Raw genomic sequence first — 16,507 nt, 5'->3', positions numbered from 1 at the left:
ATCACAGCACCATATGCACACGGCCGGTTGCACGCAGATCGACGTGAATCGCCTGCAGCTGCTCGACACCGGTGGCAGTGATCAGCACCTGAACGGAAAGGAAGTTACCGTTGCGGCTGTCACGCATCACCAACGTGGAGGTATCCAGGTCGGGGGCGTGGCGCTGGATCACTTCGATTACCAGGTCGGAGAAACCCTCGCCAGCGGTACCAATGACCTTGATCGGGTAACGCTCACAGGGAAATTCGATTTTTGGCGGTTGCACGTCGCTATCGGTCATGGCATCAGCGGGCTTGTGGCCCGTCCAGAAAGGGCCGCTCCGGGTTGGAGCGGCGGGCTAAAAGAGGCATGGCTTACAACACGTAAATGGGCACTGCTTCAGCCGGTTTCAATGCCATGACGACAACGCAGGTCGCTTTCAGCGGTGCCTGTCAGTTGAACAGGCCGAAGAAGAACAGTCGAATGCTGTCCCACAGACGACGCAGCAGGCCGCCCTCTTCTACCGGTTCCAGCGCCACCAGATCGGTGCTGCGCACCACGTCGTCACCCAGTTTGACTTCGACCTTGCCGATCACATCGCCCTGCTGGATCGGGGCGATCAGCTGCGGGTTGATGATCATGCTGGCCTGCAGTTTTTCCAGCTGGCCCTTGGGCATGGTGATGGTCAGGTTCTCTGCCAGACCTGCCTTGACCTGATGTGTAGCGCCCTTCCAGACGGTGGCCTGAGCCAGCTCTGCGCCTTTCTGGTAGAAGGTGCGGCTTTCGAAGAAGCGGAAGCCATAGGTCAGCAGCTTCTGGGTTTCCGCCGCACGGGCCTGCTCGCTGTCGGTACCGAATACCGAGGTGATCATGCGCGCGCCATCACGTACGGCCGAGGCCACCAGGCAGTAGCCGGCCTCCGAGGTGTGACCGGTTTTCAGGCCATCGACGGTACGGTCGCGCCACAGCAGCAGGTTACGGTTGGGCTGCTTGATGTTGTTCCAGAGGAACTCCTTCTGCGAGTAGATCGCATAGTGCTCGGCGTCTTCGTCGATGATCGCGCGAGCCAGGATCGCCATGTCATGGGCACTGGAGTAGTGCTCCGGGTGCGGCAGACCGGTAGCGTTCATGAAGTGACTGTTCTTCATGCCCAGGCGCTCGGCGGTAGTGTTCATCATGTCGGCGAAGGCGTCTTCGCTACCGGCGATGTATTCGGCGATGGCGATGCTGGCGTCGTTGCCGGACTGGATGATGATGCCGTGCAGCAGATCGTCGACCGTGGCCTGGCTGTTCAGCGGCAGGAACATGGTGGAACCACCGGACGCGGCGCCACCGGTGCGCCAGGCATGCTCGCTGATGGTTACCAGATCCTGCTCGCCGATCTTGCCGTTGCGGATTTCCAGGGTGGCGATGTAGGCGGTCATCAGCTTGGTCAGACTGGCCGGCGGCAGGCGCTGGTCAGCGTTGTTCTCGACCAGGACGTTGCCGCTGGCGGCGTCCATCAGAACATAGGATTTGGCGGCCAGTTGCGGCGCCGCAGGCACCACCTGCTGGTTAGCCATGGCGAGTGGCGCGGCCAGAAGGGTAAGAACCAGTGAAGCACGTTGCACGAAGCTGGTGATGTTCATCCGTCTCTCGAAAATCGTTGCATGGGTTGTACGGCCCCGTAGGGCCATCTTTCGACTCGCCAGTAGGCGAGCCTCGGATTTAGTCCGGCAAACACCGGTTAAGTTGCCATCAGTCGGCACGCACTAGCGTGGGCTGCCCCAGGTTGGCCAGGCGCACACTGCTCTGCAGCTGCTCAGCCTCGCCCTGGTTGCTGATCGGCCCCATGCGCACCCGATGCAGAATCTGCTGGTCGCGCACCACTGAGCTGATGAACACCGGCACACTGCTGGTCTGGCTCAGCTTGGACTTGAGCAGCTCCGCAGCGTCCGGATTGGCGAAGGCTCCCACCTGGAGATACAGGCCAGAGGCTCCGAGTGAATCGTTTTTTTTTGCGTCAATCTGCACGGGCACCACCGCAGCGGCGTGCTGTGCGGGCGGCGGCGCGTACTGCTCGACGACCTGCGGCACGGGCTGCGCGACGGGTTGAGCAACAGCAGCCTTGGCCGGCTGATTGTTGGCCAGCACCAATGGCACCGGACGACCTTGCTGCGCCCACCACTCGTGCGGGTCGATGCCTTCGACCTTGACCCGCGCAGTGCCCTTCTCGGCATAGCCGAGCTTCTTCGCGGCAGCGAAGGACAGATCGATGATGCGGTCGGAGTAGAACGGCCCACGGTCATTGACCCGCAAGATCACGACCTTGCCGTTCTCCAGGTTGGTCACGCGCACGTAACTAGGCAGCGGCAATGTCTTGTGCGCTGCGGTCATGCCGTACAGATCGTAGGTTTCGCCGTTGGCAGTGGCCTGGCCATGGAATTTGGTGCCGTACCAGGAAGCAGGCCCTGTCGCCTGGTAGCGACGGGCGTCCTGAATCGGGTAGTACTGCTTGCCGAACACCACATAGGGGCTGGCTTTGACTGGCCCGTAATGTGGCATGGGGATGGCGTCCTGAATCTTCGAGACATCGACGTCCCACCAGGGCGCGCCATCCCTGTGTGGCCGGTTGAAATCATCCGGGCCAGAGATACCGGCCGACTGACCGGGCACCACCGCAGGCTGCGGTGCCCGATTGGAGGAGCAGCTCGCCAGCAACAGCGCTGCCGTTACGCAGGCTGCCAGCGGCAGCAGTTTGGACGCACTCATCGATTACCCCGCGTTTCGACCAGCAGCTCGGCCAGTTGGTTGACTGCCATGGCATACATCACGCTGCGATTGTAGCGGGTGATGGTGTAGAAGTTGGGCAAACCGAACCAGTATTCGTCGCCTTGCGCACCTTCCAGACGGAATGCGGTCACCGGCAGGTCTTCTGCCAGTTTGTCCTGGCTCTTCCAGCCCAGCGCGCGCAGTTCGGCGACGCTCTTCACCGGGTCCAGGCCCTGGGTCAGGCCTTCGTCGACGCGAGCACCGCTGGCCTCGACGCGACTGGCGACCTGGCCGCCGGCCTGCCAGCCGTGACGTTTGAAATAGCTGGCAACACTGCCGATGGCATCGGTCGGGTTGCTCCAGATGTTGATATGGCCGTCGCCGTCGAAGTCCACGGCGTAAGCACGGAAGCTGCTCGGCATGAACTGCGGCAGGCCCATGGCACCGGCGTAAGAGCCCTTGAGGCTGATCGGGTCGACCTGCTCCTCACGAGTCAGCAGCAGAAATTCGCGCAGCTCCTTGCGGAAGAACGGCGCGCGCGGCGGGTAGTCGAAGGCCAGGGTCGACAGCGCATCCATTACCCGCCAGCTGCCGGTATTGCCGCCGTAGAAGGTTTCCACGCCGATGATGGCGACGATGAACTGCGGCGGCACACCGTACTCGGCCTCGGCCTTTTCCAGCGCAGCCTGGTTCTTGTTCCAGAATTCCACACCCTGAGCGATGCGCTTGTCGGTGATGAAAATCGGGCGATAGTCCTTCCAGGGTTTGACCTTCTCGGCCGGACGCGAAATGGCATCGAGGATCGCCTGCTTACGCTCGACCTCGGTGAACAGACTGACCAGTTGCTCACTGGCAAAGCCATAGTCGCGGGTCATTTCCTCGATGAACTCGGCCACCTGCGGCGAGCCGTCGTAATCGGCCGCCAGCGCCTGAGCGCCAGTGCCGAACACGCCGGCGATACCGACTCCCATCAACGTACGAGCAGCCCAACTACGCAGAGAATGCATTAACCCATAACCCCCAAATCAAACCTGAGCGATCCACTTTCTGTGGGTGTGGATCGCCATCAATATCCCGAAGCCTGACAACAGCGTGACCAGATGGGTTCCGCCGTAACTAATGAAGGGCAGCGGAACCCCAACCACCGGCAGCAGCCCGCTGACCATGCCGATGTTGACGAATACGTAGACGAAGAAGGTCATGGTCAGCGCCCCGGCCAGCAGCTTGCCGAACAGCGTCTGCGCCTGAGCGGTGATCACCAGGCCGCGCGCCAACAGCAGCAGATAGAGCAATAGCAACAGACAGACGCCGACCAGGCCGAACTCCTCCGCGAGCACGGCAATGATAAAGTCCGTGTGGCTTTCCGGCAAAAAATCCAGGTGCGACTGAGTACCCAGCAACCAGCCCTTGCCCAATACACCGCCGGAACCGATGGCGGCCTTGGACTGGATAATGTTCCAGCCCGCGCCCAGCGGGTCGCTCTCCGGGTTGAGGAAGGTCAGCACGCGGCGTTTCTGGTAGTCATGCATGACGAAGTACCACATGCCCACCGCGACCGGCACCACGGCAGCGGCGGCGCCGATGATCCAGCGCCACTGCAGGCCGGCCATGAACACCACGAAAGCACCCGAGGCGAGGATCAGCAATGAGGTGCCCAAGTCCGGCTGCTTGACGATCAGTACGAAGGGCACACCGATCATCGCCAGGCTGATGACGATGTGCTTGAAGCGCGGCGGCAGGTTGTGCCGCGACAGGTACCAGGCGATGGTCATCGGCATGATGATCTTCATCAGTTCCGACGGCTGGAAGCGGATCACCCCGGGGATATTGATCCAGCGTGTGGCGCCCATCGCGGTATGGCCCATTACTTCCACCACCATCAGCAGCGCGACGCCTATCACGTAGGCAAGGGGCACCCAGCGCGCCATGAAGCGCGGGTCGAACTGGGCAATTACCACCACCGCGAGCATGCCAATGCCAAAGGACGACGCCTGCTTGAGCAGCAGGTCGATGTTCTTGCCACTAGCCGAATACAGAATGAACAGGCTGCCAGTGCCGAGAATCAGCAACAGCAGCAGCAACCAGCCATCGATGTGCATACGCTGCAGCAGACTGGCGCGACGACGCAGCACGTCCTCGTCGGACAGGGTACGGTCGAAATTGCTGATCATCGCTGACTGACCTCGGCAGGCTTGGGCAACGCGAACTTGGCCTTGAGCTGGCCGGTTTCCTTATCCAGCAGCCAGGCATCCATCACCTGCTTGACCACGGGCGCGGCAACACCGGAGCCGGACTCACCGTTCTCCACCATGACCGCGACGGCGATCTGCGGGTTGTTCGCCGGTGCAAAACCGATGAATAGCGCGTGGTCGCGGTGGCGCTCCTGTACCTTGTTACGGTCGTACTTCTCACCCTGCTTGATCGCCACCACCTGCGCCGTACCGCTCTTGCCAGCGATGCGATAGACCGAACTGTCACCAACCTTGCGCGCGGTACCGCGAGGGCCGTGCAACACCTCTTCCATGCCGCGAATGCCGTAATCCCAGAACTTGGGATCACGCAGGACGATATCCGCAATCGGATTGGGGTCTGACGGCAGGCGGCCATCGACGCTCTTGGCCAGGTGCGGACGAATCCACTTGCCGCGCGTGGCCATCAATGCGGTGGCCTGCGCCAGTTGCAGCGGCGTGGTCTGCATGTAGCCCTGACCGATACCGAGAATCAGCGTCTCGCCCGGATACCAGGGTTGACGATAACGTGCCCGTTTCCAGTCGCGCGAAGGCATCAGGCCGGCGGTCTCCTCGAACATATCCAGGGAAACACGCTGCCCAAGGCCGAAGCGGCTCATGTAATCGTGCATGCGATCGACGCCCATCTTGTGCGCCAGATCGTAGAAATAGGTGTCGTTGGAGCGAGCGATGGCCAGATTGAGATCGACCCAACCGTCACCAGTACGGTTCCAGTTACGGTATTTGTGGCTGTGGTTGGGCAACTGATAGAAGCCTGGGTCGAACACCCGCGAAGTAGGCGTGACCACACCGGCATCGAGACCGGCCACAGCAACCATCGGTTTGATCGTCGAGCCCGGCGGATAGAGGCCGCGCAGCACCCGGTTGTAGAGCGGCTGATCGATGGAGTCGCGCAGCTCACCATAGGCCTTGAAGCTGATACCGGTGACGAAGGGGTTGGGGTCGAAGCTGGGCTGGCTGACCATCGCCAGCACTTCGCCATTGTTCGGATCGATGGCCACCACGGCGCCACGTCGGCCGCCCAGGGCGTTCTCGGCCGCCTCCTGCAGGTGTACGTCGAGACTGAGCACGATGTCCTTGCCCGGCTTTGGATCGACGCGGTTGAGTACGCGCAATACGCGGCCACGGGCATTGGTCTCGACCTCCTCATAGCCGACCTCGCCGTGCAGCTCGTCCTCGTAGAAACGTTCGATACCGGTCTTGCCGATATGATGCGTGCCGGCATAGTCGGTAGGGTCGAGGCGCTTGAGCTCCTGCTCGTTGATGCGCCCGACATAGCCGACCGAATGAGCGAAGTGCTCCTGCTGCGGATAATGCCGCACCAGCTGCGCAGCCACCTCGACGCCCGGCAGACGGAACTGGTTGACCGCGATGCGGGCAATCTGCTCCTCGCTCAGCTCGAACAGGATCGGTACCGGTTCGAACGGACGCCGCCCCTGGCGCACGCGGCGTTCGAACAGCGCGCGCTCGTCCTCGCTAAGCTCCAGTACCTCGACCACTGTATCGAGCACGCTAAGCCAGTCACCGGCACGCTCTCGGGTCACGGTCAGGCTGAAGCTGGGGCGGTTGTCGGCGATGATCACGCCGTTGCGATCGTAGATCAGCCCACGGGTCGGCGGCAGCGGCTGCACGTGGATACGGTTGTTCTCTGCCAGGGTGCTGTGATGCTCGTACTGGATCACCTGCAGGTAGTACATGCGCATGACCAGCACGCAGGTCAGCAGGATAATCACCACGCCGCCGACGAGCACCCGGCGCTTGACCAGGCGAGCGTCCTTTTCGTGATCCTTGAGGCGAATCGGCTGCGGCATGACTACTTGATCACTTGTGGTACGGGTGGCCGGACAATACGGTCCAGGCTCGGTAGATCTGCTCGCCGAGCAGGATACGCACCAGCGGATGCGGCAACGTCAGAGGCGACAGAGACCAGCGCTGCTCGCTACGCGCGCAGACCTCCGGTGCCAGCCCTTCCGGGCCACCGACCATGAGGTTGACGTTGCGTGCATCGAGGCGCCAGCGATCGAGCTCCGCTGCCAGTTGCTCGGTGCTCCATGGCTTGCCATGGACCTCCAGCGTGACGATACGTTCGCCGGGCTGCACCTTGCTCAGCATGGCCTCACCCTCCTGACGGATCAGGCGGGCGACGTCGGCATTCTTGCCGCGGGTATTGAGGGGAATTTCCACCAGCTCCAGCGGCAATTCGGCAGGCAGACGCTTGACGTACTCCTGCCAGCCCTCTTCGACCCAACGCGGCATGCGCGAACCGACGGCGATCAGTTTGATCCGCACGGTTTACGCTTACTCGGCCGAATGTTGCGCGCGGCTCTGCTCGGCGCCCTGCCACAGGCGCTCGAGGTCGTAGAACTGACGCGCGGTCGGCAGCATCACGTGCACGACGATGTCACCCAGGTCGAGCAGGGCCCATTCGCCGCTGTCCAGACCTTCGCTACCGATCGGGCGCACGCCCTGCTCCTTGACCTTTTCCAGCACGTTTTCCACCAGCGATTTGACCTGACGGCTGGAGCTACCGCTGGCGATCACCATGAAGTCGGTGATGCTGGTCTTGTCCTTGACGTCGATCACGGTGATGTCGGTCGCCTTGATCTCTTCCAGCGCCGCCACGGCGATCTTGACCAGCTCTTCGCTGGGCATGTTCTGCTTGCTCATAAATGACTCATTTGCCTCGTGTAATGGACGCCAGCGCACATGCGCAGCGTTTCAAGCATTGGGCGCACGGTACAGATCGTGCGCCTGGATATAGGCCAGTACCGCATCGGGCAGCAGATATCGCGCCGAGCGGCCGGTTGCCAACAAGTGGCGAATCTGCGTGGCGGAAATCGCCAGCGGAGTCTGCCAGATGAAACTGATTTGCCCGCCTGCACCCTGCAGGCTCAGCGGGTCACTGACACTGCGTGCAGCCAGCAGATCGCGCAGCGCCTCCGGCGCCTCGCTGTCGGCATCCGGCCGCTGCAGTACCAGCAGATGGCAGTGTTGCAGCAACTCCTGCCAACGATGCCAACTCGGCAGGCCGCAAAAAGCGTCCCAGCCGAGCAGCAGAAACAACTGATCGTCCACCGCCAACTCGGCGCGCACCGACTCCAGCGTGTCCACCGTGTACGACGGCTTGTCGCGAAGAAGCTCGCGGTCATCGACCGTCAACCGCGTCTCGCCAGACACCGCCAGTTCGACCATGGCCAGGCGCTGCTCGGCCGTCGCCTGCGGCGTATCACGGTGCGGCGGCCTGGCGCTGGGGATCAACCGCAGCTCGTCCAGCGCCATGAATTCCGCCACTTCCAGCGCGGCACGCAGATGCCCGATATGCACCGGGTTGAAGGTACCGCCGAGCAGGCCGATGCGTCGGGCGCCGAGTCCGTTCATTTATGTGCGAATGTGTCCATCGCCAAAGACCACGTACTTCTCGCTGGTCAGGCCGTCCAGGCCGACCGGGCCGCGTGCGTGCAGCTTGTCGGTGGAGATACCGATCTCAGCACCCAGGCCGTACTCGAAGCCATCGGCGAAGCGAGTCGAGGCATTGACCATCACCGAAGCGGAATCCACCTCGGTGAGGAAACGCCGTGCATCGCTGAAGTTCTCGGTAATGATCGAATCGGTGTGCTGCGAGCCGTAATGATTGATGTGTTCGATGGCCGCATCCAGCGAGTCGACGATGCGAATCGCCAGGATCGGCGCGTTGTACTCAGCGAACCAGTCGTCTTCGCTCGCTTCCAGCACATCGCCGCCCAGCAGCTCGCGGGTGGCGGCATCACCACGCAGCTCAACACCTTTGTCGCGGTAGATGGCGGCCAGCGGCGGCAGCACCTTGCCCGCCACGGCAGCGTGCACCAGCAGGGTTTCCATGGCGTTGCACGGCGAGTAGCGCTGGGTCTTGGCGTTGTCGGCAACGCGAATCGCCTTGTCCAGATCAGCGGCGACGTCGATATAGACGTGGCAAACGCCGTCCAGATGCTTGATCACCGGCACCTTGGCATCACGGCTGATGCGCTCGATCAGGCCCTTGCCACCGCGCGGCACGATCACGTCGACGAACTTCGGCATGGCGATCAGCTCACCGACGGCAGCGCGATCAGTGGTTTCCACCACCTGCACGGCAGCGGCCGGCAGGTCAGCCTCGGCCAGGCCCTGCTGGATGCAGCGGGCAATCGCCTGGTTGGAATGAATGGCCTCGGAGCCGCCACGCAGGATGGTGGCATTACCGGACTTCAGGCACAGGCTGGCGGCATCGATGGTCACGTTCGGACGCGACTCGTAGATGATGCCGATCACGCCCAGCGGCACGCGCATCTTGCCGACCTGAATACCGGACGGCAGGTAGCGCATGCCCTGAATCTCGCCAATCGGGTCGGGCAGGGTCGCCACCTGGCGCAGGCCTTCGATCATGCTGTCGATCACAGCCGGCGTCAGCGCCAGGCGGTCGACCATGGCCGGCTCCAGACCGCTGGCGCGGGCGGCGGCCAGGTCCAGCTCATTGGCGGCAGTCAGCTCGGCGCGAGCGGCGTCGAGGGCATTGGCAGCGGCGTGCAGCGCGCGATTCTTCTGCGCGGTACTGGCGCGGGCGAGCACCTTTGATGCCTGGCGGGCGGCTTGGCCCAGGCGGGTCATATAGTCGTGCACGGACTCGGTCATGGCGGCGGAGGTCTGGCAGTTGGAAAAAGGGGCTGATTATAGCGGGCTCGCAAGGCCGCGCCCAGCGGCGTCTGGCAAGCGGTAGGCAACCCATCCGCCGGGTGATGAATGCCAGGCAATGCCAGACGTAGCCGATGTAACGTGCCGCGGGGCAAACATGGCCATCATGGGGTGCTGGAGCGTTCAGGCATTTTTAAGCTTCTTGTTGCTATGCTCGCCGCCCGAGACTTAGCCCCCGTGCGACAGATGAAGCCTGCCGACCCCACCCTCAGCTTGCCCTGGCCTGATGCCAATCCATTGCCCGACACCTTCTTCGACCGCGATGCACAGCTGCTCGCCCGCGAATTGCTTGGCAAGGTCATCCGCCATCGCGTCGGTGCGCTGTGGCTGAGTGCACGGATCATCGAGACCGAGGCCTACTACCTGGTCGACAAGGGCAGCCATGCATCGCTCGGCTACACAGAGAAGCGCAAGGCGCTGTTCGCCGATGGCGGGCATATCTACATGTACTACGCGCGCGGCGGCGATTCGCTGAACTTCAGTGCTCACGGGCCTGGTAATGCGGTGCTGATCAAATCCGCACATCCCTGGGTCGATGCCATCAGCGGCCCCGATGCCCTGGCGGCGATGCAACGCAACAACCCGGGCAGCCTCGACCAACCCCGCGCCATCGAGCGTTTATGCGCCGGGCAGACGCTGCTCTGCAAGGCGCTGGGTCTGAAAGTGCCGGACTGGGATGCGCGCCGTTTCGATCCGCAGCGACTGTTCGTCGAAGATGTCGGCGAACGACCGCATGTGATCATCCAGTGCGCGCGCCTGGGTATCCCCAAGGGCCGCGACGAAGACCTGCCCTACCGTTTCGTTGATGCCGCCTACGCACGTCACTGCACACGCAACCCTTTGCGTCGTGGACAGGTCGAAGGGCGTGATTATCGATTGTTGAGCGTTTCAGGAGCAGAACGATGAGCGTCTGGCTGGATAACCTGACCACCTGGCTGAGTGGCAACCCGCAATGGCTGGGGGTGGCGATCTTCATTATCGCCCTGCTCGAGTGCCTGGCCCTGGTAGGCATCGTGCTGCCCGGCGTGGTGCTGCTGTTCAGCGTCGCGCTGCTCGCCGGCAGCGGGATACTGACGCTGTGGCAGACGCTACTGCTGGCCTACACCGGCGCGCTGTGTGGTGACATGATTTCCTACGCCCTGGGCAGACGCTTCAAGCACAACATCGGGCGCCTACCGGTGTTGCGTCACCATCCGCAGTGGATTTTGCGTGCCGAGCTCTACTTCCGTCATTACGGCGTGGCCAGCCTGTTGGTCGGTCGTTTCATCGGCCCGCTGCGCCCAATGCTGCCGCTGGTAGCCGGCATGCTGAACATGCCAGTGCTGCGTTTCATACTGGTCAGCCTGGTGGCGGCAGCCGGCTGGGCGGTGGCTTACCTGTTGCCGGGCTGGGCGACCGGCGCGGCTCTGCGCCTGCCAATGGCAGAAGGTTTCTGGACGGAAGCAGCGGTACTGCTGGCCGGTATTGGCGTGATCCTGCTGCTGACCATTCAAGCCAGCCTGGCGGAAAAGCCACGCGCCAGCCTGCTCGGTGGCGGCCTCAGCCTGTTACTGCTGTTGGCCATCATCATCGGCTGGCCGCATCTCGATGCGCTGGATCAGGGCCTGATGTCTTTGGTCCAGGAACAGCGCCAGCCGCACCTGGATCAATGGATCGGCACCCTGACCCGGCTGGGCGACTTCCATATCCAGTTGGCGGCGGCTGCAGTGCTGTGCGCCTTGCTGTTCCTGGCACGGCAATGGCGTCACCTGCTCTTCGCCGGCTCGACCCTGCTGGTCACGGCGCTAGGCAACACCACGCTCAAGCATGGCTTTGCCCGGGCGCGCCCTGACGTGCTGAGCGAGCCACTGACCACCTTCAGTTTTCCCAGCGGCCACAGTTCGGCAGCCTTTGCCTTTTTCCTGGTGCTGGGGGTGCTGGCCGGCCGTGGTCAATCGGCACGCCTGCGCCTGGCCTGGCTGGTAGTGGCGTGCCTGCCAGCCTTGGCGATCGCCTTGTCGCGTGTCTACCTGGGGGTGCACTGGCCCAGCGACATTATCGCCGGCGCTCTGCTGGCCTCGGCGGTATGCGGCCTGAGCCTGGCCCTGTGTCAGCGCCAGGAAGCGCTGCCGCCGCTACCGGCGCGCCTGTGGTGGATCATCCTACCCGCCTGCCTATCGGTGCTGGGCGCCATGGCGACCTGGCAGTTGTCCACCGCACTACTGCGCTATTCCTATTAGGCTCTGTACGAAAAGTGCCTGCGCTCGGTGATGCTTCGTTAAAAACGGGTTCGGAATGCTCATTTACAGCTCGTAAACTCCGCGTCCTCACCCGCTTTTGCCTCGCCTGACCTTCGCTCGACGACTTTTCGTACAAACCCTAAGGCGTCGCCTCAGGCATCGCCCTGGAGCACTTCCAGCATGGCGTGCAGTTGCTCCAGACGCAGGGCAGGATCATCGAGCTGAAGTAGCTGCAGTTTCTGCGCGGGCTCCAGCGGCAACAGGTAGGCCAGCTGATTGGCCAGTTGCTGCTGACCGGCGACCACGCTGGTCATATCCAGGCCCGCCACCAGCGGATGCTCGGCCAGGGCCGCGTGCAATGCGGCCAGGTCAGCGTGCTCGGCCTGCAGCGGACTGTTGGGTTGCTCCTCCAGCCACTGCACGTCGGCGACGGTCAGTTGATCCGGCAGAACCTGGGCGCGCTCGACATGAAAACGCCGACCGCCCTCGACGCGAATACCCAGCAGACCATTGGTACGCTGCTGAAAGTCGCGCACCAACGCCTCGCAGCCAATGGCTGCGAAACGGCTGGCGGCTTCGCCCACCTCTTCGCCCTCGACGATGCACACCACGCCGAACCCCGTGCCCTGTTTCATGCAGCGGCTGATCATGTCCAGGTAGCGTGCCTCGAATATCTGCAGGTCGAGCACGCAGCCGGGAAACAGAACGGTGTTGAGCGGGAACAGCGGGAGCTTCATGGTTTACGGCCTGTTATCTACGCATGGCTGCCGGAGCATCAGGGATGGTCAGGCAGGCTCTCACAGCAGCATGACAATCGCCAGCGGCAACAGCACGGCGGTGATCACACCCATCAGGCTCATCGCCAGCGCGGCGAAGGCGCCACACTCGTCGCTCTCCTGCAGGGCACGCGCGGTACCCACGGCATGCGCGGTGATGCCCAGCGCCATACCCTGCGCCGCCGGATGATGAACCCGGCACAGTCGCAGAATGGACGGTCCGACGATGGCGCCGATGACCCCGGTGATCATCACGAACACCGCCGCCAGCGCCGCGATGCCGCCAATCTGATCGGCCACCAGCATGGCAATCGGCGAAGTTACCGATTTCGGCGCCATGCTCATCAGCATGATGTGCTCGGCGCCGAACAGCCAGGCCAGCCCCGCACCGAGTACGGTGGCGAAGGTGCCGGCAATCAGTAACGTCAGGATGATCGGCCAGAACAGCTGGCGAATCCGCCGCAGGTTGAGGTACAGCGGCACGGCCAGGGCCACGGTGGCCGGGCCGAGCAGCAGAGTCAGCGCCGCGACGCTGTTGCGGTATTCGGCGAAACTCAGGCCGCACAGCAGCAGGATGCCGATCACCGTAAGCATCGACACCAGTACCGGTTGCAGGAATACCCAGCGGGTTCGCTCGTAGGCGGCCATGGCCAGTTGGTAGGCGCCCAGGGTGATGCCGATGCCGAACAGCGGGTGATGGGTCAGCGCCTGCCAGGCGCCCTGCCAATCCGGACTCATACGTCCTCCTGGCGCTGCTGACGCTCGATCAATTTCTGCATCAGCCAGCCAGCGAACGCCAGCGACACCAGCAACGACAGTACCAGCGCGCCGACCACAGCCCAGAAATCGGCGGCGATATCGCTGGCATAAGCCATCACGCCCACTGCCGGCGGCACCAGTATCAGTGGCAGGTATTTGAGCAGGCTGCTGGACGCAACGCTGAGCGGCTCCCCCACCTCGCCACGCAGCATGAGAAAGACGAACAACAACAACATGCCGATGATCGGGCCAGGCAACATCGGCAGCAGCAGAACGTTGAGAACGGTACCCAGTAACTGGCACAGCACCAGCCAGGAAAGGCCGCGAAGCAGCATGTTTGAAGTCTCCAAAAAACGAGCGATGGCCGTGAGCGCCGCTTACGAGTAGGCCGCTAAAAAACGTAGGCGAGGCGGCCAGTGCAACACAAAAACAGGCGAGGAAGCGCAGTTTACGAGTTGTAAATGAGCATTCCGAGCCTGTTTTTAACGCAGCAATGGCAACGTAGGTAGTTTTTCAGCGACCTACTGGAGGGGATTCCGGGCATCCATTGAGGCATGTCGGCCATTATAGGCGTGATGCCACCGCGCTGGCCTCTGTATTGCTTCGTCGAGCGGGCCTATGCAGCGTCATTCATCACGCCGAGGCAGGCTTGACCCGATGCCGCCCCCATGATGATCTAGGCCGCAACGGTTTCACGCACACAAGAAAAACACCCGCGTCCTCAAGGAGGAACTATGCCGTTAGTACCCGTAGCAGAGCTCAAGGACTATGTTGGCAAGGAACTCGGCAAGTCCGAGTGGTTGACCATCGACCAGCAGCGCATCAACCAGTTCGCCGAGTGCACCGGCGACCACCAGTTCATCCACGTCGACCCGGAAAAGGCCAAGCTGACCCCCTTCGGCACCACCATCGCCCACGGTTTCCTGTCGCTGTCGCTGGTGCCGATGCTGATGGAAAAGATCATGATCATGCCGCAGGGCCTGAAGATGGCAGTGAACTACGGCCTCGACAGCGTGCGCTTCATCCAGCCGGTCAAGGTCAACTCCAAGGTGCGCCTGGTGGTGACTCTGGTCGACGCCAACGAGAAGAACCCCGGCCAGTGGCTGCTCAAGGCACGTGCCGTGCTGGAGATCGAAGGCCAGGAGAAACCTGCCTACATCGCCGAGCCGCTGACCCTCTGCTTCGTCTGATCCCTCCCAGGCATCTCCAGTCGCTCCTGTTTCCCGTGCCCAGCGCCGGAACAGGAGCGATCCTGCATCCGTAACCAGTGCGGCTATGCAGCGCAAGCATCCAGGCTTGCGGCATACTGCGTGCAAAGCACCGACCTGGACGTCCGTAATGAATCCCCTTGCCCTGTGTTTGCTGCCGCTGTGCCTGTCCTTGCTGATCGCCGGTTGCGATGAGGCGCGCCCGCTGTTGCCGGCCAATGCCACCCTGCCCGATGGCGGCCAGTATCGCGGCGAGATAGTCGACGGCTTGCTGCAAGGCCCCGGACGGCTGGACTACCGCAATGGCAGCTGGTTCGTCGGCCAGTTCAAGGACGGCATGCTCGAAGGTAGCGGCGAATGGCAGGGCCCCGGCGGCGAGCACTACCTGGGCGAATTTCACGAAGGTATGTTCCATGGCCAGGGCACCCTGACCTACAGCGACGGTAGCCGCTACGAAGGCGGTTTCGAACGCAACCGGTTCAGTGGCGTGGGCCTGCTCGAACAGGGCGGCCAGCGCTACCAGGGGGAATTTATCAACGACCGTTTCCATGGCCTGGGCAAACTGGAGATGGCCGACGGCAGCAGCTTCCAGGGCCAGTTCGTCAACGGCCAGGCAGAGGGCCAGGGCGTGCGCAGCGACGCCTACGGCAACCAGTACAGCGGCGTGTTCGTGCAAGGGCTGCTCAGTGGCCAGGGCAGTTACCGCAATGCAGATGGAGACAACTACAGCGGTGGTTTCCAGAACGACGAGTTTCATGGAAAGGGCCGCTACCAGAGCGCTGGCGGCGAGACCTGGGCCGGCGAATTCGTAGAAGGCGTGATGCAGGGCCCCGGCGAATACACCGACGGCGAAGGCACCCGCTACCTCGGCGAGTTCGCCGACTGGCAGTACGAGGGCGAAGGCCTGCTCACCCTGCCCGACGGCAGCGCCTATCGCGGCCACTTTTCAGGTGGTGATTACAGCGGCGAGGGCACCCTGACCCTGGCCGATGGCAACCGCCAGTCAGGCACCTGGCAAAGCGGCCGCCTGGTACGCGACGAGCAGGGTCAGGTCCTGCCTGACAGCCTCGAACTGGGCCTGCTGCAACAGGGGCAGTTGCTCGACCAGGCCATCGCCGCCATCCCGACATCGACACCGGCACGCGAACTGTATGCGCTGACACTGGCCGGTGACGGCAAGCAAAGCGTATTCATGCGCGAAGCCGATTACGTCAGCCGACTGATGCGCGAGCGCTTCGGTGCCTATGGCAGCATCACCCTGGTCAACCATCGCGACCATCTTGCCGACCGCCCGCTGGCCACTCGCGAGAATCTCACCCGCGCGGTGCAAGCGCTGGCCGAACGCAGCGGCGAGGAAGACCTGATCTTCATTTACCTGACCAGCCACGGCTCGCGTCGTCATGAACTCAATCTCGACCAGCCGCGCCTGCAACTGGCCGACCTGCCTGCCAGCGAGCTGGCTGCCCTGCTCGCTCCGCTCAAGCAGCGCAACAAGGTGGTGGTGATTTCCGCCTGCTACTCCGGCGGTTTCATCCCGCCGCTGAAAGACGAAAAGACCCTGGTGATGACCGCCGCGCGCGCCGACCGGGTGTCCTTCGGCTGCAGCGAGGAAAACGACTTCACCTATTTCGGTCGCGCCCTGTTCGCCGAAGCGCTGGGCGAGACCGACAACCTTGAACGGGCCTTCGAACTGGCCAAGGAACGTGTCGCCGAGCGTGAGCAGAGCGACGGCTTCGAACCTTCCGAACCGCAGATCTGGGCGCCACGCGGCGTACTCCAGCACTGGCGCGAACTGCGCCAAAGCCAGGCCGAGCGTGCGCTCGGTGCCGTGGCCAGCGGTCCGGCAAAGGACTAAGCTGAAC

17 protein-coding genes are annotated in these 16,507 nt (G+C 62.9%); 4 read left to right on the top strand and 13 right to left on the bottom strand.

What is annotated here, in order from left to right; genetic code table 11:
• Nucleotide 1 precedes the first annotated feature (1 nt).
• From CXP40_RS09405 to CXP40_RS09360, 10 genes are all read right to left on the bottom strand, one after another.
• The gene (locus tag CXP40_RS09405) at nt 2-280 is read right to left on the bottom strand and encodes a DUF493 domain-containing protein (protein ID WP_017675504.1); all 279 of its coding nucleotides are present in this window, start codon (nt 278-280) and stop codon (nt 2-4) included.
• Between the two features lie 151 nt (nt 281-431).
• Nucleotides 432-1,607 carry a D-alanyl-D-alanine carboxypeptidase family protein gene (locus CXP40_RS09400; RefSeq protein ID WP_099526366.1) on the bottom strand — a complete coding sequence of 392 codons (1,176 nt, stop codon included), beginning with the start codon at nt 1,605-1,607 and terminating at the stop codon, nt 432-434.
• A 109-nt stretch (nt 1,608-1,716) separates the two neighbouring features.
• The gene (locus tag CXP40_RS09395) at nt 1,717-2,730 is read right to left on the bottom strand and encodes a septal ring lytic transglycosylase RlpA family protein (protein ID WP_106733489.1); all 1,014 of its coding nucleotides are present in this window, start codon (nt 2,728-2,730) and stop codon (nt 1,717-1,719) included.
• On the bottom strand, nt 2,727-3,737 hold the full coding sequence (mltB, locus tag CXP40_RS09390) for a lytic murein transglycosylase B (RefSeq protein ID WP_099526364.1): 1,011 nt from the start codon (nt 3,735-3,737) through the stop codon (nt 2,727-2,729). Before mltB ends, CXP40_RS09395 begins: the two co-directional genes overlap by 4 nt.
• An 18-nt stretch (nt 3,738-3,755) precedes the next feature.
• Nucleotides 3,756-4,859 carry a rod shape-determining protein RodA gene (gene rodA, locus CXP40_RS09385; RefSeq protein ID WP_177429648.1) on the bottom strand — a complete coding sequence of 368 codons (1,104 nt, stop codon included), beginning with the start codon at nt 4,857-4,859 and terminating at the stop codon, nt 3,756-3,758.
• A 38-nt stretch (nt 4,860-4,897) separates the two neighbouring features.
• Entirely contained in the window at nt 4,898-6,790 is a 1,893-nt protein-coding gene (gene mrdA / locus CXP40_RS09380) for a penicillin-binding protein 2 (RefSeq protein ID WP_106733488.1), read from the bottom strand.
• 10 nt (nt 6,791-6,800) lie between these two features.
• Complete coding sequence (gene rlmH, locus CXP40_RS09375; protein WP_013717179.1) at nt 6,801-7,268, bottom strand: 23S rRNA (pseudouridine(1915)-N(3))-methyltransferase RlmH; 468 nt, start codon at nt 7,266-7,268, stop codon at nt 6,801-6,803.
• 9 nt (nt 7,269-7,277) lie between these two features.
• Nucleotides 7,278-7,631 (bottom strand): ribosome silencing factor, encoded by a 354-nt coding sequence (rsfS, locus tag CXP40_RS09370; RefSeq protein WP_003240193.1) that lies wholly within the window; start codon nt 7,629-7,631, stop codon nt 7,278-7,280.
• A 66-nt stretch (nt 7,632-7,697) separates the two neighbouring features.
• Entirely contained in the window at nt 7,698-8,357 is a 660-nt protein-coding gene (gene nadD / locus CXP40_RS09365) for a nicotinate-nucleotide adenylyltransferase (RefSeq protein WP_106733487.1), read from the bottom strand.
• Complete coding sequence (locus CXP40_RS09360) at nt 8,358-9,623, bottom strand: glutamate-5-semialdehyde dehydrogenase (RefSeq protein WP_106733486.1); 1,266 nt, start codon at nt 9,621-9,623, stop codon at nt 8,358-8,360. It abuts the gene before it with no gap.
• Nucleotides 9,624-9,869: 246 nt separating this feature from the next.
• On the opposite strand from CXP40_RS09360, the gene CXP40_RS09355 reads away from it, so the two are divergent.
• On the top strand, nt 9,870-10,589 hold the full coding sequence (locus CXP40_RS09355; protein ID WP_099526359.1) for a DNA-3-methyladenine glycosylase: 720 nt from the start codon (nt 9,870-9,872) through the stop codon (nt 10,587-10,589).
• Nucleotides 10,586-11,902 (top strand): bifunctional DedA family/phosphatase PAP2 family protein, encoded by a 1,317-nt coding sequence (locus tag CXP40_RS09350; RefSeq protein WP_106733485.1) that lies wholly within the window; start codon nt 10,586-10,588, stop codon nt 11,900-11,902. The genes CXP40_RS09355 and CXP40_RS09350 overlap by 4 nt, the downstream gene beginning before the upstream one ends.
• Nucleotides 11,903-12,054: 152 nt before the next feature.
• Here the strand turns inward: CXP40_RS09350 and CXP40_RS09340 are convergent, their stop codons facing one another.
• Genes CXP40_RS09340 through CXP40_RS09330 form a run of 3 tightly spaced genes read right to left on the bottom strand, consistent with a single transcriptional unit; the run spans nt 12,055 to nt 13,772 of the window.
• Complete coding sequence (locus CXP40_RS09340) at nt 12,055-12,639, bottom strand: LON peptidase substrate-binding domain-containing protein (protein ID WP_106733484.1); 585 nt, start codon at nt 12,637-12,639, stop codon at nt 12,055-12,057.
• Between the two features lie 60 nt (nt 12,640-12,699).
• Nucleotides 12,700-13,416, bottom strand: coding sequence for an LrgB family protein (locus CXP40_RS09335; RefSeq protein ID WP_099526356.1), 717 nt, complete (start codon nt 13,414-13,416; stop codon nt 12,700-12,702).
• Complete coding sequence (locus CXP40_RS09330; protein ID WP_099526355.1) at nt 13,413-13,772, bottom strand: CidA/LrgA family protein; 360 nt, start codon at nt 13,770-13,772, stop codon at nt 13,413-13,415. Before CXP40_RS09330 ends, CXP40_RS09335 begins: the two co-directional genes overlap by 4 nt.
• A gap of 399 nt (nt 13,773-14,171) precedes the next feature.
• Here CXP40_RS09330 and CXP40_RS09325 point away from each other — a divergent pair, with 399 nt between their 5' ends.
• Both CXP40_RS09325 and CXP40_RS09320 read left to right on the top strand, forming a co-directional pair.
• Entirely contained in the window at nt 14,172-14,627 is a 456-nt protein-coding gene (locus tag CXP40_RS09325; RefSeq protein WP_099526354.1) for a MaoC family dehydratase, read from the top strand.
• A gap of 148 nt (nt 14,628-14,775) precedes the next feature.
• Nucleotides 14,776-16,500: a C13 family peptidase gene (locus CXP40_RS09320; RefSeq protein ID WP_106733483.1), complete on the top strand. Its 1,725-nt coding sequence runs from the start codon at nt 14,776-14,778 to the stop codon at nt 16,498-16,500.
• Nucleotides 16,501-16,507 lie beyond the last annotated feature (7 nt).

Source organism: Pseudomonas sp. YY-1 (assembly GCF_002843095.1).
GTDB classification, from domain to species: Bacteria; Pseudomonadota; Gammaproteobacteria; order Pseudomonadales; family Pseudomonadaceae; genus Aquipseudomonas; species Aquipseudomonas sediminis_A.
Note: the sequence above shows the minus strand (reverse complement) of the source record. Positions and strands in the feature narration are given on the sequence as shown.

Bases quoted from the DNA above. Each gene is read 5' to 3' on its own strand.
- CXP40_RS09405 (WP_017675504.1), bottom strand. From the start codon at position 280: ATGACCGATAGCGACGTGCAACCGCCAAAAATCGAATTTCCCTGTGAG.
- CXP40_RS09400 (WP_099526366.1), bottom strand. From the start codon at position 1,607: ATGAACATCACCAGCTTCGTGCAACGTGCTTCACTGGTTCTTACCCTT.
- CXP40_RS09395 (WP_106733489.1), bottom strand. From the start codon at position 2,730: ATGAGTGCGTCCAAACTGCTGCCGCTGGCAGCCTGCGTAACGGCAGCG.
- mltB (WP_099526364.1), bottom strand. From the start codon at position 3,737: ATGCATTCTCTGCGTAGTTGGGCTGCTCGTACGTTGATGGGAGTCGGT.
- mrdA (WP_106733488.1), bottom strand. From the start codon at position 6,790: ATGCCGCAGCCGATTCGCCTCAAGGATCACGAAAAGGACGCTCGCCTG.
- rsfS (WP_003240193.1), bottom strand. From the start codon at position 7,631: ATGCCCAGCGAAGAGCTGGTCAAGATCGCCGTGGCGGCGCTGGAAGAG.
- nadD (WP_106733487.1), bottom strand. From the start codon at position 8,357: ATGAACGGACTCGGCGCCCGACGCATCGGCCTGCTCGGCGGTACCTTC.
- CXP40_RS09360 (WP_106733486.1), bottom strand. From the start codon at position 9,623: ATGACCGAGTCCGTGCACGACTATATGACCCGCCTGGGCCAAGCCGCC.
- CXP40_RS09355 (WP_099526359.1), top strand. From the start codon at position 9,870: ATGAAGCCTGCCGACCCCACCCTCAGCTTGCCCTGGCCTGATGCCAAT.
- CXP40_RS09350 (WP_106733485.1), top strand. From the start codon at position 10,586: ATGAGCGTCTGGCTGGATAACCTGACCACCTGGCTGAGTGGCAACCCG.
- CXP40_RS09340 (WP_106733484.1), bottom strand. From the start codon at position 12,639: ATGAAGCTCCCGCTGTTCCCGCTCAACACCGTTCTGTTTCCCGGCTGC.
- CXP40_RS09335 (WP_099526356.1), bottom strand. From the start codon at position 13,416: ATGAGTCCGGATTGGCAGGGCGCCTGGCAGGCGCTGACCCATCACCCG.
- CXP40_RS09330 (WP_099526355.1), bottom strand. From the start codon at position 13,772: ATGCTGCTTCGCGGCCTTTCCTGGCTGGTGCTGTGCCAGTTACTGGGT.
- CXP40_RS09325 (WP_099526354.1), top strand. From the start codon at position 14,172: ATGCCGTTAGTACCCGTAGCAGAGCTCAAGGACTATGTTGGCAAGGAA.
- CXP40_RS09320 (WP_106733483.1), top strand. From the start codon at position 14,776: ATGAATCCCCTTGCCCTGTGTTTGCTGCCGCTGTGCCTGTCCTTGCTG.